This window comes from uncultured Maribacter sp. (assembly GCF_963975365.1).
Classification (GTDB): domain Bacteria; phylum Bacteroidota; class Bacteroidia; order Flavobacteriales; family Flavobacteriaceae; genus Maribacter.
The window spans coordinates 1-25,845 of sequence record NZ_CAXBGF010000019.1; the positions used below are offsets into that span (position 1 = coordinate 1).

Annotated in this window: 22 protein-coding genes; 12 read left to right on the forward strand and 10 right to left on the reverse strand. The window is 35.5% G+C overall.

The genetic code is table 11. The annotated features are described in order from the left end of the window. Positions 1–828: 828 nt before the first annotated feature. The 6 genes from AACZ49_RS16670 (at position 829) to AACZ49_RS16695 (ending at position 10,515) form a co-directional block, all read left to right on the forward strand. Positions 829–1,962: an acyl-CoA desaturase gene (locus tag AACZ49_RS16670; protein ID WP_339657200.1), complete on the forward strand. Its 1,134-nt coding sequence runs from the start codon at positions 829–831 to the stop codon at positions 1,960–1,962. After that, positions 1,916–2,974, forward strand: coding sequence for a fatty acid desaturase (locus AACZ49_RS16675; RefSeq protein ID WP_339657202.1), 1,059 nt, complete (start codon positions 1,916–1,918; stop codon positions 2,972–2,974). Before AACZ49_RS16670 ends, AACZ49_RS16675 begins: the two co-directional genes overlap by 47 nt. A gap of 135 nt (positions 2,975–3,109) precedes the next feature. Then, positions 3,110–4,243: an amidohydrolase gene (locus AACZ49_RS16680; protein ID WP_339657204.1), complete on the forward strand. Its 1,134-nt coding sequence runs from the start codon at positions 3,110–3,112 to the stop codon at positions 4,241–4,243. 103 nt (positions 4,244–4,346) lie between these two features. Beyond that, positions 4,347–5,909, forward strand: coding sequence for an arylsulfatase (locus AACZ49_RS16685; protein ID WP_339657206.1), 1,563 nt, complete (start codon positions 4,347–4,349; stop codon positions 5,907–5,909). 228 nt (positions 5,910–6,137) lie between these two features. After that, positions 6,138–9,329, forward strand: coding sequence for a glycoside hydrolase family 2 TIM barrel-domain containing protein (locus tag AACZ49_RS16690; protein WP_339657208.1), 3,192 nt, complete (start codon positions 6,138–6,140; stop codon positions 9,327–9,329). 52 nt (positions 9,330–9,381) lie between these two features. After that, positions 9,382–10,515 carry a formylglycine-generating enzyme family protein gene (locus tag AACZ49_RS16695; RefSeq protein WP_339657210.1) on the forward strand — a complete coding sequence of 378 codons (1,134 nt, stop codon included), beginning with the start codon at positions 9,382–9,384 and terminating at the stop codon, positions 10,513–10,515. Between the two features lie 14 nt (positions 10,516–10,529). Here the strand turns inward: AACZ49_RS16695 and AACZ49_RS16700 are convergent, their stop codons facing one another. Further along, positions 10,530–11,225, reverse strand: coding sequence for a LytTR family DNA-binding domain-containing protein (locus AACZ49_RS16700; protein ID WP_339657211.1), 696 nt, complete (start codon positions 11,223–11,225; stop codon positions 10,530–10,532). A gap of 228 nt (positions 11,226–11,453) precedes the next feature. Between AACZ49_RS16700 and trxB the strand changes: the two genes are divergently transcribed. Further along, positions 11,454–12,425 carry a thioredoxin-disulfide reductase gene (trxB, locus tag AACZ49_RS16705; protein ID WP_339657255.1) on the forward strand — a complete coding sequence of 324 codons (972 nt, stop codon included), beginning with the start codon at positions 11,454–11,456 and terminating at the stop codon, positions 12,423–12,425. Positions 12,426–12,507: 82 nt separating this feature from the next. On the opposite strand, the gene AACZ49_RS16710 is transcribed toward trxB, so the two are convergent. The 8 genes from AACZ49_RS16710 to AACZ49_RS16745 form a co-directional block, all read right to left on the reverse strand. Further along, entirely contained in the window at positions 12,508–12,954 is a 447-nt protein-coding gene (locus AACZ49_RS16710) for a hypothetical protein (RefSeq protein WP_339657213.1), read from the reverse strand. 120 nt (positions 12,955–13,074) lie between these two features. Next, positions 13,075–14,118, reverse strand: coding sequence for an aminotransferase class I/II-fold pyridoxal phosphate-dependent enzyme (locus AACZ49_RS16715; RefSeq protein WP_339657215.1), 1,044 nt, complete (start codon positions 14,116–14,118; stop codon positions 13,075–13,077). Continuing rightward, complete coding sequence (locus tag AACZ49_RS16720; RefSeq protein ID WP_339657217.1) at positions 14,118–15,128, reverse strand: dipeptide epimerase; 1,011 nt, start codon at positions 15,126–15,128, stop codon at positions 14,118–14,120. Before AACZ49_RS16720 ends, AACZ49_RS16715 begins: the two co-directional genes overlap by 1 nt. An 89-nt stretch (positions 15,129–15,217) precedes the next feature. Continuing rightward, positions 15,218–15,949: a head GIN domain-containing protein gene (locus AACZ49_RS16725; RefSeq protein WP_339657218.1), complete on the reverse strand. Its 732-nt coding sequence runs from the start codon at positions 15,947–15,949 to the stop codon at positions 15,218–15,220. Between the two features lie 97 nt (positions 15,950–16,046). Beyond that, on the reverse strand, positions 16,047–17,834 hold the full coding sequence (locus AACZ49_RS16730) for a PspC domain-containing protein (protein WP_339657219.1): 1,788 nt from the start codon (positions 17,832–17,834) through the stop codon (positions 16,047–16,049). Between the two features lie 2 nt (positions 17,835–17,836). Continuing rightward, the gene (locus AACZ49_RS16735; protein ID WP_068484071.1) at positions 17,837–18,172 is read right to left on the reverse strand and encodes a PadR family transcriptional regulator; all 336 of its coding nucleotides are present in this window, start codon (positions 18,170–18,172) and stop codon (positions 17,837–17,839) included. 164 nt (positions 18,173–18,336) lie between these two features. After that, the gene (locus AACZ49_RS16740; RefSeq protein ID WP_339657220.1) at positions 18,337–18,789 is read right to left on the reverse strand and encodes a nuclear transport factor 2 family protein; all 453 of its coding nucleotides are present in this window, start codon (positions 18,787–18,789) and stop codon (positions 18,337–18,339) included. Then, positions 18,789–19,271 carry a DUF4870 domain-containing protein gene (locus AACZ49_RS16745; RefSeq protein ID WP_339657222.1) on the reverse strand — a complete coding sequence of 161 codons (483 nt, stop codon included), beginning with the start codon at positions 19,269–19,271 and terminating at the stop codon, positions 18,789–18,791. The genes AACZ49_RS16740 and AACZ49_RS16745 overlap by 1 nt, the downstream gene beginning before the upstream one ends. A 194-nt stretch (positions 19,272–19,465) precedes the next feature. Here AACZ49_RS16745 and AACZ49_RS16750 point away from each other — a divergent pair, with 194 nt between their 5' ends. The 3 genes from AACZ49_RS16750 (at position 19,466) to AACZ49_RS16760 (ending at position 21,641) form a co-directional block, all read left to right on the forward strand. Next, positions 19,466–19,921 carry a DUF4442 domain-containing protein gene (locus AACZ49_RS16750; RefSeq protein WP_339657224.1) on the forward strand — a complete coding sequence of 152 codons (456 nt, stop codon included), beginning with the start codon at positions 19,466–19,468 and terminating at the stop codon, positions 19,919–19,921. A gap of 165 nt (positions 19,922–20,086) precedes the next feature. After that, entirely contained in the window at positions 20,087–20,884 is a 798-nt protein-coding gene (locus AACZ49_RS16755) for a TIGR00266 family protein (RefSeq protein ID WP_339657225.1), read from the forward strand. A 103-nt stretch (positions 20,885–20,987) separates the two neighbouring features. Then, entirely contained in the window at positions 20,988–21,641 is a 654-nt protein-coding gene (locus AACZ49_RS16760; protein ID WP_339657226.1) for a DUF2461 domain-containing protein, read from the forward strand. A 3-nt stretch (positions 21,642–21,644) separates the two neighbouring features. On the opposite strand, the gene AACZ49_RS16765 is transcribed toward AACZ49_RS16760, so the two are convergent. Further along, positions 21,645–23,222: a M81 family metallopeptidase gene (locus tag AACZ49_RS16765; RefSeq protein ID WP_339657256.1), complete on the reverse strand. Its 1,578-nt coding sequence runs from the start codon at positions 23,220–23,222 to the stop codon at positions 21,645–21,647. A 321-nt stretch (positions 23,223–23,543) separates the two neighbouring features. Here AACZ49_RS16765 and AACZ49_RS16770 point away from each other — a divergent pair, with 321 nt between their 5' ends. Beyond that, a complete protein-coding gene (locus tag AACZ49_RS16770; RefSeq protein ID WP_339657227.1) occupies positions 23,544–25,244 on the forward strand; it encodes a GMC family oxidoreductase in 1,701 nt (566 codons plus the stop codon). A 3-nt stretch (positions 25,245–25,247) separates the two neighbouring features. Next, positions 25,248–25,844, forward strand: coding sequence for a gluconate 2-dehydrogenase subunit 3 family protein (locus tag AACZ49_RS16775; protein WP_339657228.1), 597 nt, complete (start codon positions 25,248–25,250; stop codon positions 25,842–25,844). Position 25,845: the final 1 nt, after the last annotated feature.

Consider the following 25,845-nt stretch of genomic DNA (forward strand, 5'->3'; position numbering starts at 1 on the left):
GTGGATCCGCAAGATCTTTGGGAGGCTTTTTTTCATAACTTGTGCAACAAGCACAACGCCTATAGTTCATTGCGGCGGAATTTCCTCTCGGAAATTCCTGCGTATTTGCTAATTTTGGTTTATGGCGGAATAGTTCTGCCGAACCATTCCGCAAAGAAACCATAGCCAAGACCGTCGTAATTAATTAAAACCTAGAATATATAAACTGTTAATTTGAATTTATCTGAATATGTAAAAAGAAGAAATGGCGTGCCTTTGGGTAACAGTGAATCACTTCGAAATATGTTGAGTCGTTCTTTGGGAGCAGGAAATTTTTGATATTTTGGCAATTCTGGAATCCAATCTGGGGATTCTATTTGGGGAAATATATATTCAAACCGCTTAAACTCATTTTACCTCAAGCATTATCCCTAATAATCACTTTTGTCGTCTGTGGATTTATCCATGACCTTGCTATCATGTTATTAAAATGGAAATTTAACCTACTCCTAACTCCATGGTTTTTATGTATGGTTGGTGTTGTTATTTTAATTGACTATGCGAAAATTGATTACTCAAAATTTCCGTGGATAGTAAGAGCAGGTATAAACATATCTATCATATTAGCTTGTTTATTTCTAGCTAACCAAATAAAGATCTAAAAAGAAAGTGGAGTTGCTAAAATGAATAAACTAGTTCAACAAAGACTAAAATTCATTGCTTGCAGATCTCCTAAACGGAAATCACGCTCAAAAAGTTATCTTTAGGTTCGGCTGGATTGTACTTTAGACGAATCACCTCAACGAACCATAGCAAAACGGTTGAAAACAATTTGAAAGAATCTTAACAATGAAGAAATTAAAATTTACAAAAGACAAAGGTTCTGACTTTTATAAAGAACTTAACGAGAGAATTGAGCAGTACTTTTCGATTAAGAATATTCGGAAAACAGGGAATAAAATTATGCTATTTAAAATATCCATGTATTTCACTCTTGACATCTTGTTTTATGCACTTATGATTACCAGTATATCAACAATTTCGTTTTATTCTTTCTATTTGCTCATGGGGCTTTCAATACTTTTAACAGCGTTTAATATTTCTCATGATGCAGCTCATGGAGTTGCGGTAAAAAGCAAATTTTGGAACAAATTTTTATTTTCGCTTAGCTTTAACCTTCAAGGTAATAACGCATATGTATGGGGAAAGAACCACAATGAGTCCCATCACTTGTATACAAATATAGAAGGAAGCGATATTGATGTACTCAATAACCCTGTGCTTAGAATGACTTCTACACAACCACTAAAAACATTTCATAAATATCAATACCTCTATGCACCAATATTAAGTTTATTGTATTCTATTAACTGGTTCTTTGTTCGTGAGTTTTTAATGCTTTTTAGAAAATCTAGCAGAACAATTAAGGTTGATATGCCTTTTATAGAGGTTATGAAACTTATTTTGTTTAAACTGCTTTATATCGGCTATATGATTATAATCCCTGCCTATTTACTGCCTTTTGGTATTTACAATGTTCTTTTGGCTTTTGTTCTAAATCATTTTATGGTCTCTATTATTTTCACAAGTGTGTTAGGCGTTTCTCATTTGTCTGATTATGTTGAACACCCAACCCCGGATAAAGAAGGGAAACTACCAATTAGCTGGCCAACTTTACAAATGAGAACCTCGGTTGACTATAATGCCAAGAGCACTTTTTTAAATTGGACCTTAGGCGGATTTAATGCTCACGCTATGCATCATATTTTGCCCAACATTAGCCATGTTCATTACCTTAAAATATTACCCATTTTTATTGAAACAGCTCAAAAACATGGGGTTAATTACATGAATATGTCTTATGGACAAGCATTAAGGTCTTATTACAGATTCCTTTATAAAATGGGGCGTCAACAATCAATTATTCCCCTTACTTATGAGAGCAAAGCATCTTTATGTAACTGCACACGCAGATTTGTATAAATCGATTTACAATCAAATTCAAGAGAAACTTCCAATGGACAAACGAAAAGCCAACAGGTATTTTGTGCTTAAAGGTTTATTCTATTTTAGTTTGGCTATAACTAGCTACATTTTAATCTATACAATAAGTAATCCTATTGCGTTCATTTTAAATTTCGTTTTATTTGGTTTTATAGCTGTTTTACTTTGTTTCAATTTTGCGCATGACCTGAGTCATCATTCAATTTTTAAACACCCCTTTTGGGATAATTTGTTTTTTGAGTTTATCTATACATTGGTGGGGGCTCACCCTGAGGCATGGAAAAAAAGACATATTAACTCTCATCACATTGCTCCAAATGTTGCGAATTTTGATACAGACCTAGCTATTACCGGATTAATTCGAGTATTACCACAAGGCAGTCGTAAATGGTATCATAAATACCAATACTTATATGCTCCATTTGCTTACATGTCGTATTCCTTTTATTGGGTATTTATGAAAGACTTCATTGTTTTGAAACAATTTGCACCCAAAAGCAAAAAGCAACGAATAAGATACTTGGTAACATTTATTACACTAAAATCGTTTTACCTTTTCTATTTATTAATCTTTCCAATGTTGTATTCTCTTCAATCTATTTGGGTGGTATTGACAGCATTTTTAGTAATGCACATGGTGCAATCTTTGTATACGCTTTTCACTTTTTTTATCACGCATCATGTATCTGGTGCAAACTATCCTAAAGCTAATTCAGAGGGATTGATAAATATGTCATGGTTTATGAATCAAATAAAAAGTTCGAATGATTTTTATCCTTTTAGTAATGTAGCGAACTTTATTTTTGGTGGAGTAAACAACCATGTTGCACATCACTTATTTCCCCATATCAGTCATTATCATTATCCAAAACTAAACAGAATCTTGTATGATACTCTATTGAAAAACAATATTATCCCTAATCAAACAACCTATCTAGGCGGAGTTATTTCCCATTTAAAACTATTAAAAAAAAGAGGGGTTCAGAATTAAATACATGTTTAAAAGGCTGTTTACTTTGTAAGGCGCTAGTCCAGTTCTCTAAAGTTAAATAATAGTTTACGGCATTTGACTAATAAAATAGCAATTGTATTCAAAGGTTCATCATAATGAAAGTATATTGTTACTATGAACGAAAGCTTGATTGATCTACGTAAAAAACTACACAAATACCCTGAACTTTCTGGTGAGGAGCATGCCACTGCAAAACGTATTGTTGAATTTGTAAAGGATTATCATCCTACCGATATCATTGAAAATATCGGTGGGGAGGGAATTGCGGTAATCTATGAGTTTGGAGATGACGGACCAACCGTTGCCATACGTTGTGAACTGGATGCGTTACCAATTTTGGAAGAAAATACATTTTCATATCAATCTAAAAATAAGGGTGTTTCCCATAAATGCGGGCATGATGGGCACATGGCCATTGTGGCTGGTTTATCTGAGTGGTTGGAAGAGGCTGAAATTAAAAATGGAAAAGTAGTATTACTTTTTCAACCTGCTGAAGAAACAGGGAAAGGGGCAGCTAAAATGTTAGGGGATATTAGGTTTACAAACCTTGCGCCAGATTATGTTTTTGCACTACATAATTTACCAGGTCAGAAAATGCATTCCGTACTAGTTAAACCTGGTTATTTTACAGCTACGGTGCAAAGTCTATGTATTCGATTGAAAGGAAAAAAAGCTCATGCTTCTGAACCAGAAAATGGAGTGAATCCGGTACTAGCATCGGCGGAGTTGATTCAGTTACTAGCTACATTTGCTAATCCCGATTTTGAAAGTGATGATTTTGCTTTGCTAACTCCCATTTGTATTGATATAGGCAAAAAGAATTATGGTATTTCTCCTGAAAGTGCTGAAATTCATTATACAATTAGAACGTGGAGTGGTTTGTTAATGAGTGGGTTAGAGGATAAAATTAAAGATTCAGTTGATGTAGTGGCTAAAAAGTATCAATTGAGCCATAACATTGATTGGTTTGAGTTTTTTCCTGCTTCAGAAAACAATGCATTCTGTACTGAATTGGTTGAAAAGGTTGCCGCTCAAAAAGGATTCGACTTAAAAAAGATACATTCCCCACTTCGGTTTGGTGAAGATTTCGGATGGTTTTCTCAGCACTATAAGAGTGTCATTTTCGGATTAGGTGCTGGTGAACAGCATCCGTCTTTGCATCATGCTGATTATGATTTTCCAGATGAATTGATAGATACCGGAATAGCAATGTTTAAGGGCCTAATTACAGAAATTTTAGTAAATTGAAACGATTCTTCAACTTTGAGTATGGCATTTTTATAGGCATAGGCATGCCATCAAAATATGTAAAAAAGGTATCTTTAAGAAGAAAATTTCCAACCAAACTACCATGAAAAATCTATTTCTCTTATCGCTAATAGCCATTCAACTTTTATCTTGTCAAGAAGAAAAGAAGGCAATTGAACCCGAAGTTCAAAAACCAAATATCATTTATATATTGGCCGATGATTTGGGTTATGCTGAAATAGGAGTTTTTGGGCAAGAGAAAATAGAAACTCCCAATATAGATGCCCTTGCCAAAGAGGGAATGATTTTTACGCAGCATTATTCTAGTGCGCCCGTATGTGCACCGGCACGTTATATGTTTTTAACAGGAAAACATTCTGGTAAAGCATTTATACGCGGCAATGATGAGTGGAATGACCGCGGTGATGTTTGGAATTATATAGCGATGGCAAAAGATTCTACTTTAGAAGGTCAACGGCCAGTACCAAAAGGCACAAAAACCATTGCCAATTATCTTAAAGATGACGGATATAAAACAGCACTAGTGGGTAAATGGGGATTAGGAGCACCACATACACATTCGATTCCCAATGAAATGGGTTTTGATTTTTTCTACGGCTTTAACTGTCAACGACAGGCACATACCTATTATCCTTTGCACTTATACAAAAACAGAAACAGGGTTCATTTAGCCAATGACACTATTGCACCAAGTTCACCATTTCCTAAAGGTGCAGACCAGAATGACCCAGAAAGCTATAAAGATTATACGTTGACGGACTATGCGCCAGATTTAATGTTCAAAGAGTTGACTGGTTTTGTGGCCGAGAATAAAGACAATCCATTTTTCTTGTATTGGGCAACTCCTATTCCACATGTGGCATTGCAAGCGCCACAACGTTGGGTAGATTATTACATTGAAAAATTCGGTCCAGAAGAGCCTTATTTATCAGGTGAAGGCAATGGATATTTTTCACATCAGAATCCACATGCAGCATATGCCGCCATGGTTTCCTATTTCGATGAGAATGTAGGTAAGTTGGTTAAGCAGTTAAAAGACGAAGGTATTTATGATAATACCTTAATTGTTTTTACTTCAGATAATGGTCCAAGTTATGCTGGTGGTGCCGACCCCGATTTCTTTGATAGTGCTAAACCATTTGATGGAAAATATGGCAGAGGAAAAGGCTTTGTGTATGAAGGTGGAATTCGGGCGCCGACGTTCTTTACTTGGCCCAATAAGATAAAAGCAGGTACTACGAGCGACCTACCATCGGCACATTATGATATGCTGGCTACTTTTGCAGATATTGTTGAAATATCATTACCAGAGCAAACCGATGGTATTAGCATTTTACCAACCTTATTAGGTGAGGAAAAGCAGGAAACGCATAAATTCATATATTGGGAGTTTCCTGAATATGGAGGGCAAGTAGCCATAAGAATGGGCGAGTGGAAAGTTATAAGACAACACCTAAATGATAAGGAAAAACCAACCTTGGAACTTTATAATTTAAAGGACGATGTTTTAGAAAAGCAAAATATAGCGGCAATGCATCCCGATGTTTTAAAAAAAGCGGCCGATATTTTTGAAAATGAACATACGAAACCGGCAACAGCGCGTTTTCAAATTCCCCTTTTAGAAAAAGGACTCTTAAGCAATTAAACGATGGATGCCATATTATACGCTCAAAATAAGTAATCATCCATATTATTTCCTTTTCTCTTTCGCTAGTTTAATTGTATTTTGCAAGGATAGGATTATCGTTGGGGAGCTATAATTTTAGTTGCTAAAATGAGAATTCTGAATATTAATTTCAATTAAATACAGAAATCATTAACTATATAATGATTTCTGTATTTTTTAAGATTACTAAAAAAGAACAGTTTCAACATGAAAAATAGAATTAAAATTTGCATACTGGGTGCCTTTTTCTTGACAGCATTTTGCTTTGCCCAAGCGCCAAAATGGGAAAATCCGGAATGGGAGAATCCTGAAATTTTTCAGATTAATAGAGAAGCACCAACAGCAGCCCTATACCGTTATGAAAATGAAAAAATGGCATTGGAGAATGATAGTTGGGAGAATTCCTCTTTTTATCAATCGTTAAATGGTGAGTGGGATTTTAAGTATGTAGCCAGTGTAGCAGAAAGACCTACTACCTTTTTTAATACTGATTTTGATACTACGGGCTGGGATAAAATTACCGTTCCTTCGAACTGGGAATTAAAAGGGTATGGTACGCCAATCTATACGAATGTGGTGTACCCTTTTCCAAAGAATCCACCTTTTATTCCGCATGATATCAATTCTGTAGGTAGCTATAAGCGTAGTTTTGAAACACCAAAAAGCTGGGATGGCAAAGAAGTGTTTTTGCATTTTGGTGGTGTTAGCGGAGCCATGTATGTGTATGTAAATGGGCAAATGGTTGGCTATAGTGAAGGCAGTAAAACACCTGCAGAATTCAATATTTCTAAATACCTTAAAGAAGGTGCTAATTCTTTGGCAGTACAAGTATTACGCTGGTCGGATGCCAGTTATATGGAAGACCAAGATTTTTGGCGTTTAAGCGGTATTGACCGTGATGTTTATTTATACGCTACTAATTCAGCAACCATTAAAGATTACACGGTTGTGGCAGATTTAGATGATACCTACACCAATGGTAAATTCGACCTAGATTTAAAATTATCAAATACCGGCAAAAAATTAAAAGGATATCAAATAGAAGTCACTTTGCTCGATGGTGATAAAATCCTTTATTCTATAAATAGAACAATAGATGTAAATGAGGGTACCACTTCGGTTAAAATTTCTCAAGAACTACCTCAAGTAAAAACCTGGAATGCCGAAAAACCGAATTTGTATTCATTGCTCTTCGCATTAAAAGACAAGAAAGGCAATGTAACAGAAGCTATAGGTTCTAAAATTGGATTCAGAAAAATTGAAATCAAGAACAATCAATTTTTAGTGAATGGCCAACCGGTTCTTATAAAAGGAGTAAACCTACATGATCATGATGAAGTTTCCGGTCATGTAATTAGTGAAGAGGTTACGCTAAAAGATATGGAGGTAATGAAGCGCAACAATATCAATGCGATTCGATGCAGCCATTACCCAAAAAATGAGTTTTTCTATAGAATGGCGGATAAATATGGTTTTTATATAGTTGATGAAGCAAACATTGAAATTCATGGTATGGGAACTACTAACCAAGGTTTAGATGGCGATGAAGAAGCAATAAAAATTCACCCAGCATATCGACCAGAATGGAATGCCATGCATTTAGATAGAACCATACGCATGTTCGAGCGCGATAAAAATTATACCTCAATTGTTATATGGTCTCTGGGTAACGAAGCAGGTAATGGACAAAACCTTTTTGATACGTATGATTGGTTAAAGGCCCATGATATTACCCGACCAATACAGTATGAAGGCGCAACCAACTTCTCAAATACAGACATACAAGCTCCAATGTATGCAACAATAAAGCAAACTATCGAGTATGCCAAAAATGACCCTAAAAGACCTTTAATTCAATGTGAGTATGCCCATGCAATGGGTAATAGTGTAGGTAATTTACAAGATTATTGGGATGTTATTGAAAAGTATGACGTGTTGCAAGGCGGCTTTATTTGGGATTGGGTAGATCAAGGATTAAAAGCAACAAATAAGAACGGAGTAGAATTCTATGCCTTTGGGGGTGATTTAGGAGGAGCGGAATTACAGAATGATAACAATTTCTGCTTAAACGGATTGGTAAACCCGGATCGTTCTGCACACCCATCTTTATTTGAAGTGAAAAAAGTATATCAAAATGTGAAGTTCAGATCTAATAATCCGAAATCGGGTAAGATTAGTTTAAAGAACATGTACGATTTCACGAATTTATCAGAGTATGCCTTTTCTTGGAGGTTATTAGAAAACGGAATAGTAGTAGAAAAAGGCAAAATCGCAGATGTAGATATCGCGCCATATGCAACCAAAGAAATTCAGATAGATTTACCAGAACTACTTAATTCAAGTTCTGAATATCACTTAAACGTTTACATGACCACGAAAAAAGAAGGTGTACTTATACCAGAACATTTCTTGTTGGCCTATGAGCAGTTTCAATTAACAGATTATAAACCGTCGGTTTTTGAAGATACTATAGACGGACTTGAAGTAACCAAAGCTGATGCTATTATTGTTGTAAAGGGAAAAGGTTTTGAAATTGGTTTTAATAGTGCCGATGGTACGCTAATGTCTATAGATTATGGGCAAGGAAATTTATTAGAAAAAGGACCAAGTGTAAATTTCTGGCGCGCTCCAACAGATAATGATTATGGCTATAATATGCCAAAACGTTTACAAAAATGGAAGCAAGCCACAGAAACTCAAAACATAATCAACTTAGAGGTGAATTCTAATGCGGGTAAGAAGATTATAGATGCGGTAAAGCTTTCTGCGAATCCTTTTAAAATAAGTAAAGATCTTAAACTGCTGGCAAATTATGATTTGCCAGCAGTTAATGGTAAGGTGAACATAACTTATACCATTAACAATAAAGGTGATATTTTGGTAAATACACAATTAATGGGTATCCATGATAGCCTACCCATTTTACCAAGATTTGGAAATAACCTAATCATCGATAATAGCTATGATCAGGTAGCATGGTATGGTAGGGGAGAACACGAGAATTATCAAGATCGTAAAACTTCTGCATTGGTTGGGTTGTATGACGCAAGTGTTTCCGATTTATATTTCGAATATATCCGTCCTCAAGAAAACGGAAATAGAACAGATATAAGAACAGTTTCATTTGCCAATACTGCAGGAAAAGGAATTAGAATTAGTTCTCCAAAACTGTTTGCTTTTAGTGCACATCATCAATTAAATTCTGATTTTGATGAGGGTATAAAGAAGAATCAACAACATACTTTCGATATACCGAAGAGAGACTTGATAAATATCAATATAGACCACAGTCAAATGGGTGTAGGTGGTGATAACAGCTGGGGATTACTTCCACATGAAGAATATCAGATTAAACCAGAAAACCTTTCTTTTCAATATATAATTAGTCCAATACGATAATTCGTTATTGAGAGTATCGATTTATAAAAAGAATTCGACGTTAAATTAAAGTATGAAGAATAGAATCAACATTATAGGATTGGGTATACTTTTCATAACGCTGATCAATTGTAAGTCAGAAACTAAGGAAAAGAAACATCTGGAATCAATTGCGGTAAAAGAGAATATAACTTCGGAAGTTGAAATGCATACTGTTCTAGTTAACAACCCCGATGGATTAATTGCACCAAAAGGCATGGTGTGGGTAACTGGTGCCACATTTAAACAAGGTGCTGTTGATGGAGATAAAATGGCTATGGATCATGAAAAGCCAGCTATAGATGTTTCGGTAGATGGTTTTTTTATGGATGCTACGGAAGTGACCAATAAGCAATTTGCAGAATTTGTAAAAGCCACTGGCTATATTACCATAGCGGAAAGAGGAATAGATTGGGAAGAACTTAAAAAGCAAGTGCCACCAGATACGCAAAAACCACATGATTCTATTTTGCAACCTGGTTCATTGACTTTTAAAAAATCAAAATCACCAGTTGCTAACCTTTATGACTTTTCTCAATGGTGGAACTGGACCATCGGAGCAAATTGGCAACACCCAAACGGACCAAAAAGCTCTATTAAAGGGAAAGATAATTATCCTGTTGTTCAAATTGCTTATGATGATGCATTGGCATATTGTGAATGGGCCAATAGGCGCTTACCGACAGAGGCTGAATGGGAACTGGCGTCAAGAGCAGGTTCGTATGGTACAATTTATAATTGGGGCGATGACGCAAGTGTTTTGAGTAAGAAGGCAAATACTTGGGAAGGTGATTTTCCGGTTAATAACAGTAGGGCTGATGGTTTTGAATTACGTGCACCTGTAAAATCATATCCTGCGAACGCCTATGGTCTTTATGATATGGCTGGTAATGTATGGGAATGGACCAGTGATTGGTACAATGCCAATTACTATAAAAAGATGAAAGGTCAAAATGCGGTCTTAATCAATCCGACCGGGGCAAATAGTCCGTTTACACCTAATAATCCACTTGCCAAAGAGAAAGTTATTAAAGGAGGTTCATTTTTATGCAGTGATACTTACTGTGCTAGTTATCGAGTTTCTGCCCGTATGGGTTCAAGTATGGATTCTTCCTTAGAGCATACAGGTTTTAGAACAGTAGCTAGCTTAGATATGCTAACTAAATAATTGAGTAATCGGTATTACTCCACACATTTTAGAAGTCGGTCTAGCTCAATGCCTTTTGTACGACTAATTGGTATTTTTTTATTCTTTATTTCAATGAATTCGTGATTGTATCGTTCAACCAAGCTTAAGTTAACGATATACGATTTGTGTACTCTTAGAAATTTATCGTCACCGAGCTTTTTATGAAAAGTGGTTAATGTAGATAGAATTACATAATTTCGTTTTGGGGTAATAACTTTTACATAATCACCAAGTGCCTCTACCCATTGAATATTAAGAATATTAAGCTCAATCTGTTTCAAATTATGCTTAACGACCAATTTATTTTCAGTTTTGCTATTGGTGGTTGTTTTAATTTTTTTGATAGCTTTCTTAACTGCAAATTCAAATCTTGTTTTACTGTAAGGTTTTAATAGAAAATCAATTGCATTATAATCGAATGCTTCTAAGGCATACTTAGGATTTTGACTGGTAATAATTACTTGAGGTATTGTTTTCAACCCTGCTAAAAACTCAAATCCATTCATAACGGGCATCTCAATGTCTAGAAATAATAAATCAATATGAGATGAATTAATTTTTTCTAAGGCCTCGGTACTACTGGTAAATGAATATAAAAGTTCTAGGTTTGAAGTTTTATTTATGACCTGTTCCAAGAAAGTGCGTTGTACATTTGAATCTTCAACTATGGCACATTTTATTTTTTTCATCTATCAATAACTTCATTGGTTCTATATTGCTTACGTGTTGTAAATAGCAAAGGTTCAATTTTTACATATTTTATGATAATATTATAATTAAGAAATACTGATTAAAATTATAGATTAGGTATGTTATTATCTAATGATTAGATTAAAACTTTTGATAACTTAATTGCAAGTTTTTTGCTCAAAAACCTACTTTTGTATTTGAGAACAATAATTGAACCACTTGATATTATGTCTGATAAAATAGAACGCGTAAAAACATTAATTATAGGATCTGGTCCCGCAGGTTATACAGCAGCGATTTATGCTGCACGTGCAGATTTGAAACCTGTCATGTATACCGGTATGGAACCTGGAGGGCAATTGACAACTACCACAGAAGTAGATAATTTTCCAGGCTATCCAGAAGGTATCGATGGTCCTACCATGATGATTCAGTTACAACAGCAAGCTGAGCGTTTTGGTACTGAAGTTAGAATAGGTATGATAACTTCAGTTGAATTCTCAAAAGAGGTTGGGGGTATTCATAAGGTAGTTGCCGATGGGGAAAAACAAATAGAGGCTGAAACTATTATTATTTCTACTGGTGCTACTGCTAAATATTTAAATATCCCTAGTGAGCAACGTTTACGTGGAGGAGGTGTTTCTGCTTGTGCTGTTTGTGATGGTTTTTTCTATAGAGGTCAAGATGTTGCGATAGTCGGTGCAGGCGATACAGCTGCAGAGGAAGCATCTTACCTAGCTAATATTTGTAATAAAGTAACCATGTTGGTGCGAAAGGACGAAATGAGAGCGTCAAAAGCAATGCAACATAGAGTTAATAGCTTAAAGAATGTTGAGGTTTTATATAATACGGAAGTTGACGAAGTTCTTGGAGAACAAGTTGTAGAAGGTTTACGAGTAGTAAACAATCAAACAGGTGTAAAAAAAGATATCGCTATTACTGGTTTATTTATTGCCATTGGGCATAAACCGAATACTGATATTTTTAAAGGTCAGTTAGATATGGATGAAACAGGCTATCTGATTACTAAGGGAAAATCTACCAAAACGAATTTGCCAGGGGTGTTTGCTAGCGGTGACGCACAAGATAAAGAGTACAGGCAAGCAATAACTGCAGCTGGTACTGGCTGTATGGCTGCTTTAGATGCTGAACGTTATTTGGCTACTATAGACACTGTAGAGGAGTCGATAGCAGATTAGTATAATCTATGGATTAAAATTAGTTATATAAAAAAACGCCGTTTCATTGAAACGGCGTTTTTTAAATATAATTGAATTTAAGTTAATCGATTCTTTTGTAGTTTTCTGAGAAAGTTCTATTTCCCTCTTCATCTAAGCTTATTTGACTGAACTTATCATCGCCTAGCTCAAGTTCGAAAGTGAAAATTCGCATGGTGTCCATGGCCATTATCATTTCATTATCACCATATTCAATAGTTTCTATAAGCCTATCATCTGTAATTTTATAGGTTCCGTATCCGAAACGGCCTATTTTGTCAACAGGTACATAACGACTCCACATAATTTTTCCATTATAATACATTTTCACTTGTCTATAACCTTCGGTAGTCGGCACAGTATCTATAATTTTTTGTCCATCATAATTGTAGAAACTTTCCAATTCCCATGTGCCTTGAATGGTATGCATATAATTCTCGTTGATTGAATTAGTCGAGGCGGCAGAAACCAAGACAAGCATCAATAAAACCAATCCTATAATTTTTTTCATGGTGATATATTTTAGTTTATAATTAAATTAATTATCTACTAAAAAGATACGAATTAAATTTACAGTATGTTAAAATTTTAATTAAAATATTACGAATGTGACAACAATAATTTGTGTTTATTAGATATTATAGATTAATGAATTGTTGAGTATTTTGCAAAGTTTGAGAATATCCGCTTTTTGATGGGAAGAATTTAGAACAATACGACTCATTAATTCATCATCTTCCGTTGGGTAGTGAAAATTGGTGACTAGGATACCATTTTCTTCTAGAAAGGTTGCCATTTGTTCATTTTTAAAACTAAATGTAGGGTGACCTGCAGAAGCTGAAAAGAAGAATGGGTTAGCTAAATTTTTCAAGAATAAGGCTGTATTGCGAAGTAATAGGTCTCTTTTCTCTGAATAAATAGATTGAGCGTCTATTAATGTGGCTAAAGCAGCTGGGATAGCAGGACTTGAGCCACCAAAAAACTGAGTTTCTTTAAGACTTTCAATTATCGACCGTCGACCAAATATGGCACCTGCCTGTACGCCAAATCCTTTTCCTAATGAGCAAGTGACTAAAAGTTCTTTTGGTTTTAACGATTGCAAGTTAGAAAAGCTACCACCACCATTTTCACCAGTGATACCAATACCATGAGAATCGTCTATAACAAGAATTATATTTTCTAATGGTAATTTCTGAAGTGCTTTATAATCGGGGTAATTACTGCCATTAAAATCAATACTATCTAAAAATAGGATCTGTTTTTTTTCTTGGTCATTTAGAATATCAGTTTCAAGTTGCTGCCAGCTCTCATACACTTCTTGTTGTCCTCTAAATAAGGCAGAGTGGGTATTAGGTGCATAATATAATTTATAATCTTCATTATCAAAATAATCACAGACCAATTGCCCAGCCAAATAGCCTGATGACATGGTAATACAGCTTTCACTGCCTACCATATTTGATAAGTATGATTCAGCCTTATCAAAAATAGAAATTCGAATATTGGATTTTCGTGATGCACTGTATGAAGTGCCATACTTTTTAATGTTGTCAATGAATAAGGATTGGAATTCAGAATCGGTCTGTAAACCTAAATATGCGGTACCACCAAAGTACAGAAAGTCTTTGCCATCTATTGTAATTGCTCTACCAGGAAATTCATCAACGGTAATCATTATAATAATTGTACACCGGTACCGGCAAGTTTGGGAAATATGACTTTTCCGCTAGGATCAATATGTACTCCTGTTGCAATATCACTTTTTAAAAGTAGCGCACCATCCATATCCACATAATCCAATTGTGGAATTAACTGTGCAATTGCGGAAATACCGACGGAAGATTCTGTCATGCAGCCTACCATAACCTTAAGGCCTAAATCCTTCGCTTTTTTAATCATGCGTAGGGCAGGGGTGAGTCCACCACATTTGGTAAGTTTAATATTGATACCACTAAAATGCAGCGCGCATTTTTCAACATCACTTTCGATAATGCAACTTTCATCGGCCATCACCGGTAGAACACTATGATGCATAACTTCTTCCATACCAGACCAATCATCAGCTTTTAATGGTTGCTCTAAAAACTCAACACCTAGTTCTTTTAAAAGAGGGGCATTAAAAATAGTTTCTTGGGCGGTCCATGCGCAATTGGCATCTATTCTAAAAATAGCATTGGTATGCTTTCTAAGCTCTCGAACAATGGCCACATCATCGGCGGTACCTAACTTTATTTTGTAAATGGGCCATGGCATTTCTTGCATTTTGGCCAACATAACATCAACTGCGGCAATACCTATGGTGTAATTGGTAATAGGGTAATTTTCTATACTTGTACCCCAAATTTCATATAATGGCTTTCCTAATAGTTTTCCGTAAAGGTCGTGAGCAGCTAAATCTAAAGCACAAATAGCAAAGTTCGATAAGCCTTTATTCATCAAAAAGGCATGAAAAACTTCTGGCGTGGTAAATTCAAACTTTTCTATTTCTTGTGTGATGGCCCCAATTTCATCCATCATACTTTCGATGGTAATTTTGTAATATGGATTCGAAGTTGCTTCACCGAAACCAGTTTGACCATTCAACGTTAAGGAAGCTATCATAGTATCTTGAAAATCATGCGATTCTCTTGAGATACTAAAGGTGTGCTTCAATGGTAATACGTATTTCTTTAAGTGTACTTGCATAGTACTAATATACATAATAGGCTTTGACTAAAAAATGAAAACCCACTAATAATTCAGTGGGTTTTTAAAGTTGAGTTGATTGATGTGTTTTAATATTTGTGCACACTACCTGAAACCGATTTGTTCTTTTGTACCGATGGGTTGCCTTTGTACGATATATTGCCACCACTAGAAGCTTCAGCGGTTAGATTTTCGGTAACATCAATGCTAATATTTGCACCACTACTCGCATCTGCATTACAAGCTAAGGTCTGAAGTTCGTTTGCTTTGATATTGGCACCACTACTGCCATCTACGTAAACTTCTTTAGCAGTACCTGCGAGTGATATGTTTGCGCCGCTACTTGCATCAATTTCCATATTGGTAACGGTAACATTAGCATCTATAATTGCTCCGCTACTGGCATCTACTTGTAGTTTTTCGGCCTGTATCATATTTTCTGTAGTTAGATGAGAACCACTAGAAGCGATTAGACTAGAAACTTTGGGCATGGTTACAAACACTTTTTTTGTAGCCCTACCGATGTTCTCTATAGCATGAATTTTTAATTTACCGTTTCTAATATCGGTACCGATCAAATCCATGATATTTTCATCTGCTTCGACCGATATATCAAAATCAGAACCTTGGGTTACAAAAACATCGATGCCTTCAGAGGCTGATACTTCTGTAAACTCCTCGGTAATTTCTCGAGTTTCTTCAACGACTACGCCGTTTCCTTTTTCACCTGAGCCAAAATCTCCGAAGTTAATGTCAAAGCCACAAGAGGTAAGCAAAAGGGCGAGAACAAGTGCGATTGTAATTCTAACTAGTGTTGTCATGATTGTTTGTTTTTTAGATTGATGTAAAAATGATTGTTTTATAATTTTTCTACGATTAATAATTACTCAATTGTAGATTTTGGTATATGAACTGTAATTAGTTGATACTATCGTTAGCGTCGATTTTTACGCCGTTCTCGTCTAACTTCATTTTAAAGGACTCACCATTATCATTGACATCGATATCAATACCGTTTTCATTGATTTTAATTTTACCCTTTTCCCCATTACCGTTAATGTTAATATCAATACCTTTTCCATTGATTTTTATGCGATTTTCGCTATCATCGTCATCAGCCCTATTCATAGATTCGGGGCAATCTAAGCACTGTAGTTCACCATTGTTGGCCATTTTCCAAGTATACCCTTCAAGATTATCAACTTCCTTATCGGTAGTCATGGTAGTAATCCAATTTCTACTACTCGCTTGCTCATAAGTAAGAATAGTACCTACCGGAAGAAATATATTGACACGGACTTCTTGATCTTTAAATTTCGGTCCTTGTGTGGTTAAATAATCGTTCAAAGAAATAGTGTTGCCTTTGACATCATACTCATAAATAATCTGTTCAGCTATAACTTTTGCTTCTCTGTTCGATGGTCCATCAGCTTCTCTACGTACTTGAATACGAACTAAAGAGTCTTGTGATTTACGAATACGGAATCTAACATCATCAGATACCAAAACCTTATTTCCATCTTCATCATAAGATATAAAGGTGTCACCCATATGCATATCTTTTTCATAATCATATTCATCGGTCGCAACAAGTCTAATCTGTAAGGTATCTGAAGCTATTATACCGGTAATTTCATTTTCTACAGAAGTACTACCTGTATAGGCATGAGAGGCAGCCTCTCGTATACCGAAGACGATTAATAGAATTACAGAAATCAACCAAAGACCCAAAAGTGAGAATTTTGCAATATTACCGATAGACTTCAAGTTGTTGACCAATATTTTTAATCCTAAGTACATTAAGAAGAAAAACGGAATACCTACTGCGAAAAAGGCTAATAACGAAACTACCCAAATTGGCAGGTCTGTAGAGTTAACTACATTATAGAAATCGATGCCAGGTACATGTATAACGTCTAGTATACCAACGGTGAACAGACCAACGAACAATCCTATTAAAGTAGATGCTCCAATAATTACCAATAGAATACCAATGAATTTGCCAAATATTTTGAAAAGAAACATGACAATATCTCCAAAGGTGTCGAATATGGTTTTACCTCCTTTTTTGACGGTATTGCCTACTTTTTCGTAGTCAACACTTTTTACACGATCCGCAACGTCATCAAAACCCTCTTTTACTTTACGCTCAATATTACTAATATTAACCGTTTCACCGCTCATATCTAATTTTTGGGCCGTAGTCTTCGCTTCTGGGATTAGAATCCATAATAATCCGTAAATGAATATGAAACCACCCCAAGTGAAAATGGTTAAGAAAATCCACAGTAAACGAATCCATAAAGAATCAATACCGAAGTAGTGCGCTAAACCAGAAGAAACTCCTGCTACGTATTTTTTCTCCGTATCTCTATATAGTTTTTTGACGCTATCCTTCCTAGTAGAAGATTTTGCTTTTGGCTCATCTTCAAAGATGTCCTCATCAACCATATAATCTTCGGGTTGCCCCATAATGGTGATGACTTCATCAACCTCTTTTTGAGTAATTACCTGTCTTTCATTTTCTAATTTGTCATGAAAAAGTTCGGCAATTCGAGCTTCTATATCGGCAATAATTTCATCACTACCTGGTGTATTGGCAAATGATCGTTTAACCGATTCTAAGTATTTGCCCATTTTATTATATGCCTCTTCATCTATATGGAAGAGCATGTTTGCTAAGTTTATATTTACTGTCTTGTTCATGATTAGCTGTTTTTTGTGTTGGTTACCAGGTTGGTGGCTTTTCTCAATTCATCCCAAGTGGTGTCTAATTCTTTAAGAAAAAGCTTACCGGTCTCGGTTAAGGTATAGTATTTTCTTGGTGGTCCAGAAGTCGATTCTTCCCAACGGTAGTTTAGAAGACCTGCATTCTTTAACCGTGTTAGTAGTGGGTATATAGTACCTTCAACTACTAGCATTTTTGCATCCTTTAGCGTCTCCAAGATTTCAGAAGCATATTTATCATGTCCGTTTAAGATGGACAGGATGCAATACTCCAAAACCCCTTTTCGCATTTGCGCTTTTGTGTTTTCTACATTCATAATGTCTTTTTGCTTTTTATGCAGTCCCCTTTGTGGAGGGGTTTGCTCCATGGTGTCTGTTGTCTGCATAGGTTAACTGTTCGTTTTTTGTTCGATGAATAAACATCCTGATTGATTTTTTGATTGATTAATAAACTCTTAAGGGTTTGATGAATACCCTGCTTTTAATGTAAACTGATTACCCTGCTCATTAGCCATTTACTGTCTGTCTTTTTCCAAATAACAATAAATTTTGATGGCTTCGATATGGCATTAGGTTCTTGATTATTATAAAATTTGTGCATGCCTATTTGAACAGCACCAAAATCTTTTATAGGATGAACCTCTACGCTCTCTTCAATTAAGGTTCGTGTTACTTTACCACAAATATTTTTCTCTATACTTTTTAAAAGCTCAACTTTGTCAGTTGCTAACCCTCCCATATCATGATAAAACTCAATATCTTCATCGTATAATTCACTTTGTGTTTTCATATCGCACTCATTATACGCCGTGAAATAAGTTTTATCTAATTCGATTATGGTATCGTAAAGTTCTTCGTTTTCTGTCTCTTGACCCTTAAGTATATTTGATACTAACACAAGAGTTATAATTATTACTATTTTAAATAGGCTCATTATTTAATGAATTTAATAGTTAATGGATATTCGAAATGTTCGCCTTCATTTGTCTTAATAGTCGCTAAAATGGTGTAGACTATATTAACGATGAATAATGCTGATTGGGCAAGGCCAAGTAATGCGACGGGTATCATCCAAGGACCAAAGAAATCATCACTATTAAAATGGAAGTCAACAAAATTGAAATTCTGAAGGTTGGAAAAACCAAAGTGATCAAAGTCGAAAATGTTAGGAATTAACCCACCTAAGAAAAAAGGTATACTGATCATACCTACTAGAATAGAGTAGAGTAGAAGGCTAATTTGAAAGTTTAAGGCCTGTTTACCATTGTGATCTACAAATTCATATTCTTTCTTGTTTGCTGTCCATAATACAAGAGGAATTATGAAATTCCCAAATGGGATAAAGAATTTTGAAAACGTACTCGCATGTATAAGTGCTGAGAGGTTTCTTTCGTGCTTTGTTACAGATTCTGTCATGATTGGTTCGATATTGATGATGATTGATTTTATTACTATGTAAAAGCTAATTACGTTGATAACCTATTAACTTCCTATGCAAATATATGTCTAAAAAAAGGTACTATGTAACACATAGTACTAATATTTAACAATATTTTAACATTTTAGTATGCTGTAAATAATAGCTATTTTTATCAAAAATTAAAGATAATATGGCTGTAACCGCTAGTAAATTCAATATGTTCTCTTTTTTTAAACTACCTGCAGCATGGTGGTGCGGAGTGCGTTTAAAAACATTGGATAAAAATAAGGCTGTCGTGACAGTACGGCATAGATGGATCAATCAGAATCCGTTTAATTCCATGTTTTGGGCAGTTCAGGGTATGGCGGCAGAATTGGCAACAGGCGCTATGATGATAGATCAAATAGAGGCAACGGGTAAGAAAATTTCGATGTTGGTGGCCAATAACAAAGCTAATTTCTCGAAAAAAGCCACCGGTAAAATTACGTTTACCTGTGAAGATGGGAAATTTATTAAAGAAGCTTTAGATAATACTATTGCTACCGGAGAAGGACAAACCATTTGGATGAAATCTGTAGGTGTAAATGAAGATGGAGTAGTGGTAAGTACCTTTGATTTTGAGTGGACGGTAAGGCTGAAAAAGTAGTTTAAAGATTGTATTTTATAAATAAATAAATAGTGCAATTGAATTTATCAACATATACTTCTAATGTGTTTTAAAGTGAACGATTTTTTCAGAAAATATTTTAATTAAATGTAACAATTCATATACTCCATATTACTAATAAACATCGATCAATAAAAAATAAAAATGAACGCACACGAAATAGATTACGAGATTTTTGGAGAAGAAATGCAATATGTAGAAATAGAGCTAGACCCACAAGAGGCAGTCGTTGCCGAAGCAGGTAGCTTTATGATGATGGATACCGATGTTAAAATGAATACCATTTTTGGTGATGGTAGCAATCAAGATAATAGTGTTTTAGGTAAAATATTTTCTGCTGGTAAACGTATGCTAACTGGTGAAAGTTTGTTTATGACCGCATTTTTAAATATTGGTCAGGGGAAGAAAAAAGTGAGTTTTGCTTCCCCTTACCCTGGTAAAATTCTTCCTATTGATTTGTCTGAGATGGGTGGACGTTTTATTTGTCAGAAGGATGCCTTTTTATGTGCTGCTAAGGGTGTTTCCGTAGGTATTGAATTTTCAAGGAAATTGGGTCGTGGCTTATTTGGTGGTGAGGGATTCATCATGCAAAAATTAGAAGGTGATGGCATGACCTTTATTCATGCAGGTGGTACTTTGGCGAAAAAGACATTGGGTCCTGGTGAAGTCTTAAAAGTAGATACCGGCTGTATTGTAGGGTTTACCAAAGATGTAGATTACGACATTGAATTTGTAGGAGGTATTAGAAATACCGTATTCGGTGGAGAAGGTTTGTTCTTTGCAACCTTACGTGGCCCAGGTACCGTATATATTCAATCATTGCCCTTTAGTCGTTTGGCTGGCCGTGTGTTAGCCTCAATACCAAGAGGAGGAAAAGATAAAGGCGAAGGCAGTATACTGGGTACTTTAGGAGATATTGTTGGAGGAGATAATCGATTTTAGAAAATTTTAAAAAATAACTTAAAAGCGAGTTCAAGTGTAAAGCTCAAATTCAAAAATAAATAGTTGAATTTGAGCTTTACACTTGGGTTTGAACTTGATAAATATGAACTTCAAAAACCAAATAGCCTTCCTTAAAGAACTTCAAAAAAACAATTCTAAAGAATGGATGGATGCCAATCGCAAATGGTATAAACAGGTTCGCGATGAATATATAGATTGGTTAAATAGTATGAATAATAGACTATTATCCATAGATGATGAATATTATGATACACCCGGTAAAAAGGGAATTAACCGTATTAATAATAATCTCATGTTTCATCCTAACAAACCTGTGTATAAAGATCATTTTGGAGCCGGGTTTGATAAGAAACCAAAGTCAGCAGATTTCTATTTTGAGCTAGGAATTGATAGTTGCATTTTCGCAGGTGGACTCTGGCGACCAGAACCCAATGTTTTACGAAGCGTTCGCGAGGCTATCGACTTCGATGGTGAAGAGCTTCAGAAAATTCTAAATAAAAAGTCCTTCCAAAATCTGTTTGGCGGACTATATGAAGATGTAAAATTGACCAATTCTCCTAAAGGGTTTGCTAATGACCACAAGCATATAGAATTGCTTCGAAATAAAACTTTCGGAGTTGAAACAACCTTTTCAACAAAACTTACTTTCAAAGAAAATTTCGATGAAAAATTAATTGAAGTGTACAAAGAAATGCTACCCTTTAGGCGTTATTTGAATAAGGCTATTACGGTATAATTATTAATTAGAATCCGAAGACGGTATCCATCGTACCGATAAATCAGGGTTTTCCATATCTACATCTAAAGGAAACATAGGTCTATTGATTCTTTTGTATCCTAAACGATTCAAGTCTTGATCAACACCTCCTGGGGTAAGCGCCATAGTCCAATCGCCCCGCATATCGTATAGTTCGGGTACTAAATAGCCAATTTTAACAACAACTATATTCGTCTCTTTAGGGTTTAATTCTAGGTTTGTAAAGTCACTCAAATGGTGATATGGTTTTCTTTTCTTGGTAACAATAACATCAATATTACCTACCTTAACAACAACTTCTACCTCGGCATTAACATCACCTTCTTTAATAGCGGTAATGGTTCCATCTAGCATCAATGGTTCTGCAAATCTATTATCGACGGCCGCGCCTGCTTCCGCTTTAATTTTTCCACCAACTCCTATTTCAAGGGCTTTAGCAACAAATTCTGGGCCAGGTATTGAGGCATAGATCAATGATTTTCCTTTTTCAGATTTAAATTCAGGTCTTGCAAGTAATTCTTTTAACGTCCAAGTGACATCACCAGCACCACCTGCTGTAGGGTTGTCACCCATATCACTTATCAAATAAGGTTTTTTATCACTGTCCAAGGCTAATTTTAAACACTCATCTAAGGTAGTAGTCGGGGCAACAAATTCAAATTGCTTTCGAACGTCCCAAAAGTTTTGTGCCAATTTCTTGGCACCTTTTTCAACTTGTTCCTTATCATCGCCAGTGACCATAACAACGGCATGGTTTCTTGGTTCGTCGGCCCATGCATATCCAATCCAGATAGCAGCATCGATAATCCCTTCTTGATTGGCAACCTTAGGTACTTTTGCGTAGAGACTTTTACCAGGTTCAATTCGAGTACTTGTTTTTTCGCCTGGCAATAAAATAGGGACAGGTATCCATGCTTTATAAGCCGGTTTTCTTTTTCCGTTTTCTAAGCGTTCAATTAAATTGGTAACTGCTCTCTTTTTGGATTCTATGGCATCTTCATGCGGTGCCATACGGTAACAAGTAATTAAATCGGTATGTTTAGCCAATCGTTCCGAAACATTCCCATGTAAATCCATAGAGGTAGAAATAAGTACATCAGTACCAATAACTGCTCGTATACGTTCAATTAAATCACCCTCGGGATCATCTAGTCCAACAACACTCATTGCACCATGAATATCGAAGAAAAGTCCATCATAAGGTTTGTTTTCTTCTAACATTTTTAAACTTTTAGAAACAAGAGATTCATACGCTTCTCTTGTGACTGTTCCTCCAGGAAGCGATTTACCTACTAAGGTAGGTATCCATTCTGCTCTATTTCTATTTACGGAATCTACTTGTAGAAATGGATATCGAGTAAATACCGAATCCCCAATTTTAGCATGAAAGGCTTCTTCCGTAGAAAGAGCGGGAGAGAAAGTACTACTTTCAATACCTAAGCCCGCAATGGCAATTCTAGGTAATTGCTTCTTGGTATTAGACACTATGTCTTCTTTGCACGATGACGTGAATAGAATAATCAATATGGCGTAAAAGTAATATTGTTTCAAATTTGAAATGTATTTAGTTTTTGTATGAAAAGGTAAAAAAAGTATTGGTGTAGTACAATATTTTTAGCTAGAAAGTACCTTATAAGCTATCAATGTGTAAACAGAACAAGATTACTACATTACTTTTACGAAAAGGTTTTCGAGAACTAATTAGATATACTTTTATGAATTAAATATAAAGTAGCATGCTAATAGTGTATCATTTACAATAATCTACTTCATTTTTTTTTTCATTATCATAATTTGGTAAAACAATTGATTTCTTTTCCAACTATTGTTAAATCTATATAAATACCTAACTTAGGTAATGAAATCAACTCAACAGGTATAATGGCAAATTTTAATATTGATGCTAAAAAGGACATGACCTATGATTCCATAGTGATTGGATCCGGAATTAGTGGCGGATGGGCAGCGAAGGAGCTTTGTGAAAAGGGATTAAAAACTTTAGTGTTAGAACGCGGACCAATTGTAGAGCATGTAGTAGATTATCCTACCATGAATCTAGATCCTTGGGATATGGACCTCAGAGGTGGTTTAACGCCTGACCAAAAGGAAAAACATTATAAAGCAATTCGTTCTGGATGGATTGGTACAGATACAGAGCATTTTTGGGCAGATGATGCTGCAAATCCATATACCGAAGAGAAGCCATTTTTATGGTTACGTGGGCACCAAATGGGAGGTAAATCGCTTTTATGGGGTAAACAAACCTACCGGTGGAGCGATTTAGATTTTGAAGCAAATGCAAAAGATGGTCATGGAGTAGATTGGCCTATTCGGTATAAAGACATTGAACCTTGGTATACCTATGTAGAGAAATTTGCAGGTATAAGTGGTGAAGCATTAGGATTACCACAATTACCAGACAGTCATTTTTTACCGCCAATGGAATTGAACTGTGTTGAAAAACATGTAAAAAGTAGAATTGAAGAACAGTTTGCAGGTAGAAATATGATTATTGGCAGGGTAGCTCACTTAACCCAACCACATAATGGTAGAGGCCAATGCCAAAATAGAAATAGATGTAGTAGGGGATGCCCTTACGGAGCATACTTTAGTAGTAATGCGGTAACCTTGCCTCCGGCAAATGCTACTGGAAATCTAACCATACGTCCTTATTCTATAGTGCAATCGTTGATTTATGATGAAACAAAAGAAAGAGTTACAGGAGTTCGAATAATAGACTCAGAAACAAGCGAAGCTATAGAATATTCAGCTAAAATTATTTTTGTAAACGCCTCTACTTTAAGTACGACACAAATTTTAATGAATTCTAAATCTAACCGATTTGAAAACGGATTAGGTAATGATAGTGGTGAGTTAGGACATAACCTTATGGATCACACATATAGAGTGGGAGCGATAGGTAAAGTTGACGGCTTTGAGGATAAATATTATAAAGGAAGAAGACCAAACGGAATTTACATTCCTAGATATGTAAATATTGATGAGAAAAGTAAATCAGATAAATTCTTACGTGGTTTCGGTTATCAAGGTGGTGCTTACAGAGGTGGAAATCCTGCTAATATTGAAGCCTTCGGTGCAGATTATAAGGATAGTATTTTAAAGCCTGGTGGATGGGAAATGTTTATCACAGGATTTGCGGAATGTTTACCTTACCACGATAATAAAATTTCGTTGAATTCGAATGTACTGGATAAATGGGGACAACCAACATTAACCATTGATGCAGAGTTTAAAGCCAATGAGAAAGCATTGAACAAACAAATACAGGAAGATGCTGTAGAAATGCTAACAAAAGCCGGTGTTAAAGATGTTTTGGGCTTTGATAATGAGCATCCACCAGGATATGGTGTTCATGAAATGGGTACCGCACGAATGGGTCGTGATCCTAAAACATCTGTATTGAATGAATTTAATCAGGTGCATGCTGCTAAGAATGTATTTGTAACCGATGGTGCTTGTATGACATCATCATCTTGTGTGAATCCTTCATTGACCTATATGGCATTAACGGCAAGAGCAGCAAACCATGCGGTATCTGAATTAAAAAAAATAAATATCTAAGCTATGGACAGAAGAAAAGCGTTACGAAAAACAGGACTTTTTGCAGGAGCAACGATTTTGATGCCTTCCATGCTTTCGTTATTTGAATCTTGTAAATCGGAGAATAGATTAGATTGGGAACCTTTGTTCTTTACCGAGGCAGAGGCCAAAACAATTGCTGCTTTGATTGACATAATTTTACCAAGAACAGATACACCAGGAGGATTGGATGTAAAATCTGATATCTTCATCGATAAGGTAATTGCTAAAACTTACGATAAAGAAGGGCAAGATAGCATGAGAGCTGAAATAGCAGCTTTTAATGAAAATTGTAAATCAAGATATAGAGATGTTTTCTATAATTTAAGCGAAGCCCATAAAACTGAGGTGTTGAACGAGGCCGAAAAGAGTTCGGGCAAATTTGGTTCGGGAGTTTGGGGTACGGGAGTAGGTCCTCAAGAAACCATCGGTTTTTACAGGTCAATGAAATCTATGGCTATTTGGGCCTATTTTACTTCAGAGGAAATAGGTGAAAACATACTTAGTTACGACCCAATACCAGGCAAATACGAACCTTGTAAACCGCTATCTGAAGTTGGAAATAAGTGGAGTTTGGGATAAA

Coding starts and splice junctions, on each gene's coding strand:
- AACZ49_RS16775 (WP_339657228.1), top strand. CDS start 25,248: ATGGACAGAAGAAAAGCGTTACGAAAAACAGGACTTTTTGCAGGAGCA.
- AACZ49_RS16720 (WP_339657217.1), bottom strand. CDS start 15,128: ATGCAAGTACACTTAAAGAAATACGTATTACCATTGAAGCACACCTTT.
- AACZ49_RS16670 (WP_339657200.1), top strand. CDS start 829: ATGAAGAAATTAAAATTTACAAAAGACAAAGGTTCTGACTTTTATAAA.
- AACZ49_RS16695 (WP_339657210.1), top strand. CDS start 9,382: ATGAAGAATAGAATCAACATTATAGGATTGGGTATACTTTTCATAACG.
- AACZ49_RS16740 (WP_339657220.1), bottom strand. CDS start 18,789: ATGAGCCTATTTAAAATAGTAATAATTATAACTCTTGTGTTAGTATCA.
- AACZ49_RS16675 (WP_339657202.1), top strand. CDS start 1,916: ATGAGAGCAAAGCATCTTTATGTAACTGCACACGCAGATTTGTATAAA.
- AACZ49_RS16730 (WP_339657219.1), bottom strand. CDS start 17,834: ATGAACAAGACAGTAAATATAAACTTAGCAAACATGCTCTTCCATATA.
- AACZ49_RS16715 (WP_339657215.1), bottom strand. CDS start 14,118: ATGATTACCGTTGATGAATTTCCTGGTAGAGCAATTACAATAGATGGC.
- AACZ49_RS16745 (WP_339657222.1), bottom strand. CDS start 19,271: ATGACAGAATCTGTAACAAAGCACGAAAGAAACCTCTCAGCACTTATA.
- AACZ49_RS16700 (WP_339657211.1), bottom strand. CDS start 11,225: ATGAAAAAAATAAAATGTGCCATAGTTGAAGATTCAAATGTACAACGC.
- AACZ49_RS16680 (WP_339657204.1), top strand. CDS start 3,110: ATGAACGAAAGCTTGATTGATCTACGTAAAAAACTACACAAATACCCT.
- AACZ49_RS16725 (WP_339657218.1), bottom strand. CDS start 15,949: ATGACAACACTAGTTAGAATTACAATCGCACTTGTTCTCGCCCTTTTG.
- AACZ49_RS16685 (WP_339657206.1), top strand. CDS start 4,347: ATGAAAAATCTATTTCTCTTATCGCTAATAGCCATTCAACTTTTATCT.
- AACZ49_RS16755 (WP_339657225.1), top strand. CDS start 20,087: ATGAACGCACACGAAATAGATTACGAGATTTTTGGAGAAGAAATGCAA.
- AACZ49_RS16750 (WP_339657224.1), top strand. CDS start 19,466: ATGGCTGTAACCGCTAGTAAATTCAATATGTTCTCTTTTTTTAAACTA.
- AACZ49_RS16735 (WP_068484071.1), bottom strand. CDS start 18,172: ATGAATGTAGAAAACACAAAAGCGCAAATGCGAAAAGGGGTTTTGGAG.
- AACZ49_RS16760 (WP_339657226.1), top strand. CDS start 20,988: ATGAACTTCAAAAACCAAATAGCCTTCCTTAAAGAACTTCAAAAAAAC.
- AACZ49_RS16770 (WP_339657227.1), top strand. CDS start 23,544: ATGGCAAATTTTAATATTGATGCTAAAAAGGACATGACCTATGATTCC.
- AACZ49_RS16710 (WP_339657213.1), bottom strand. CDS start 12,954: ATGAAAAAAATTATAGGATTGGTTTTATTGATGCTTGTCTTGGTTTCT.
- trxB (WP_339657255.1), top strand. CDS start 11,454: ATGTCTGATAAAATAGAACGCGTAAAAACATTAATTATAGGATCTGGT.
- AACZ49_RS16690 (WP_339657208.1), top strand. CDS start 6,138: ATGAAAAATAGAATTAAAATTTGCATACTGGGTGCCTTTTTCTTGACA.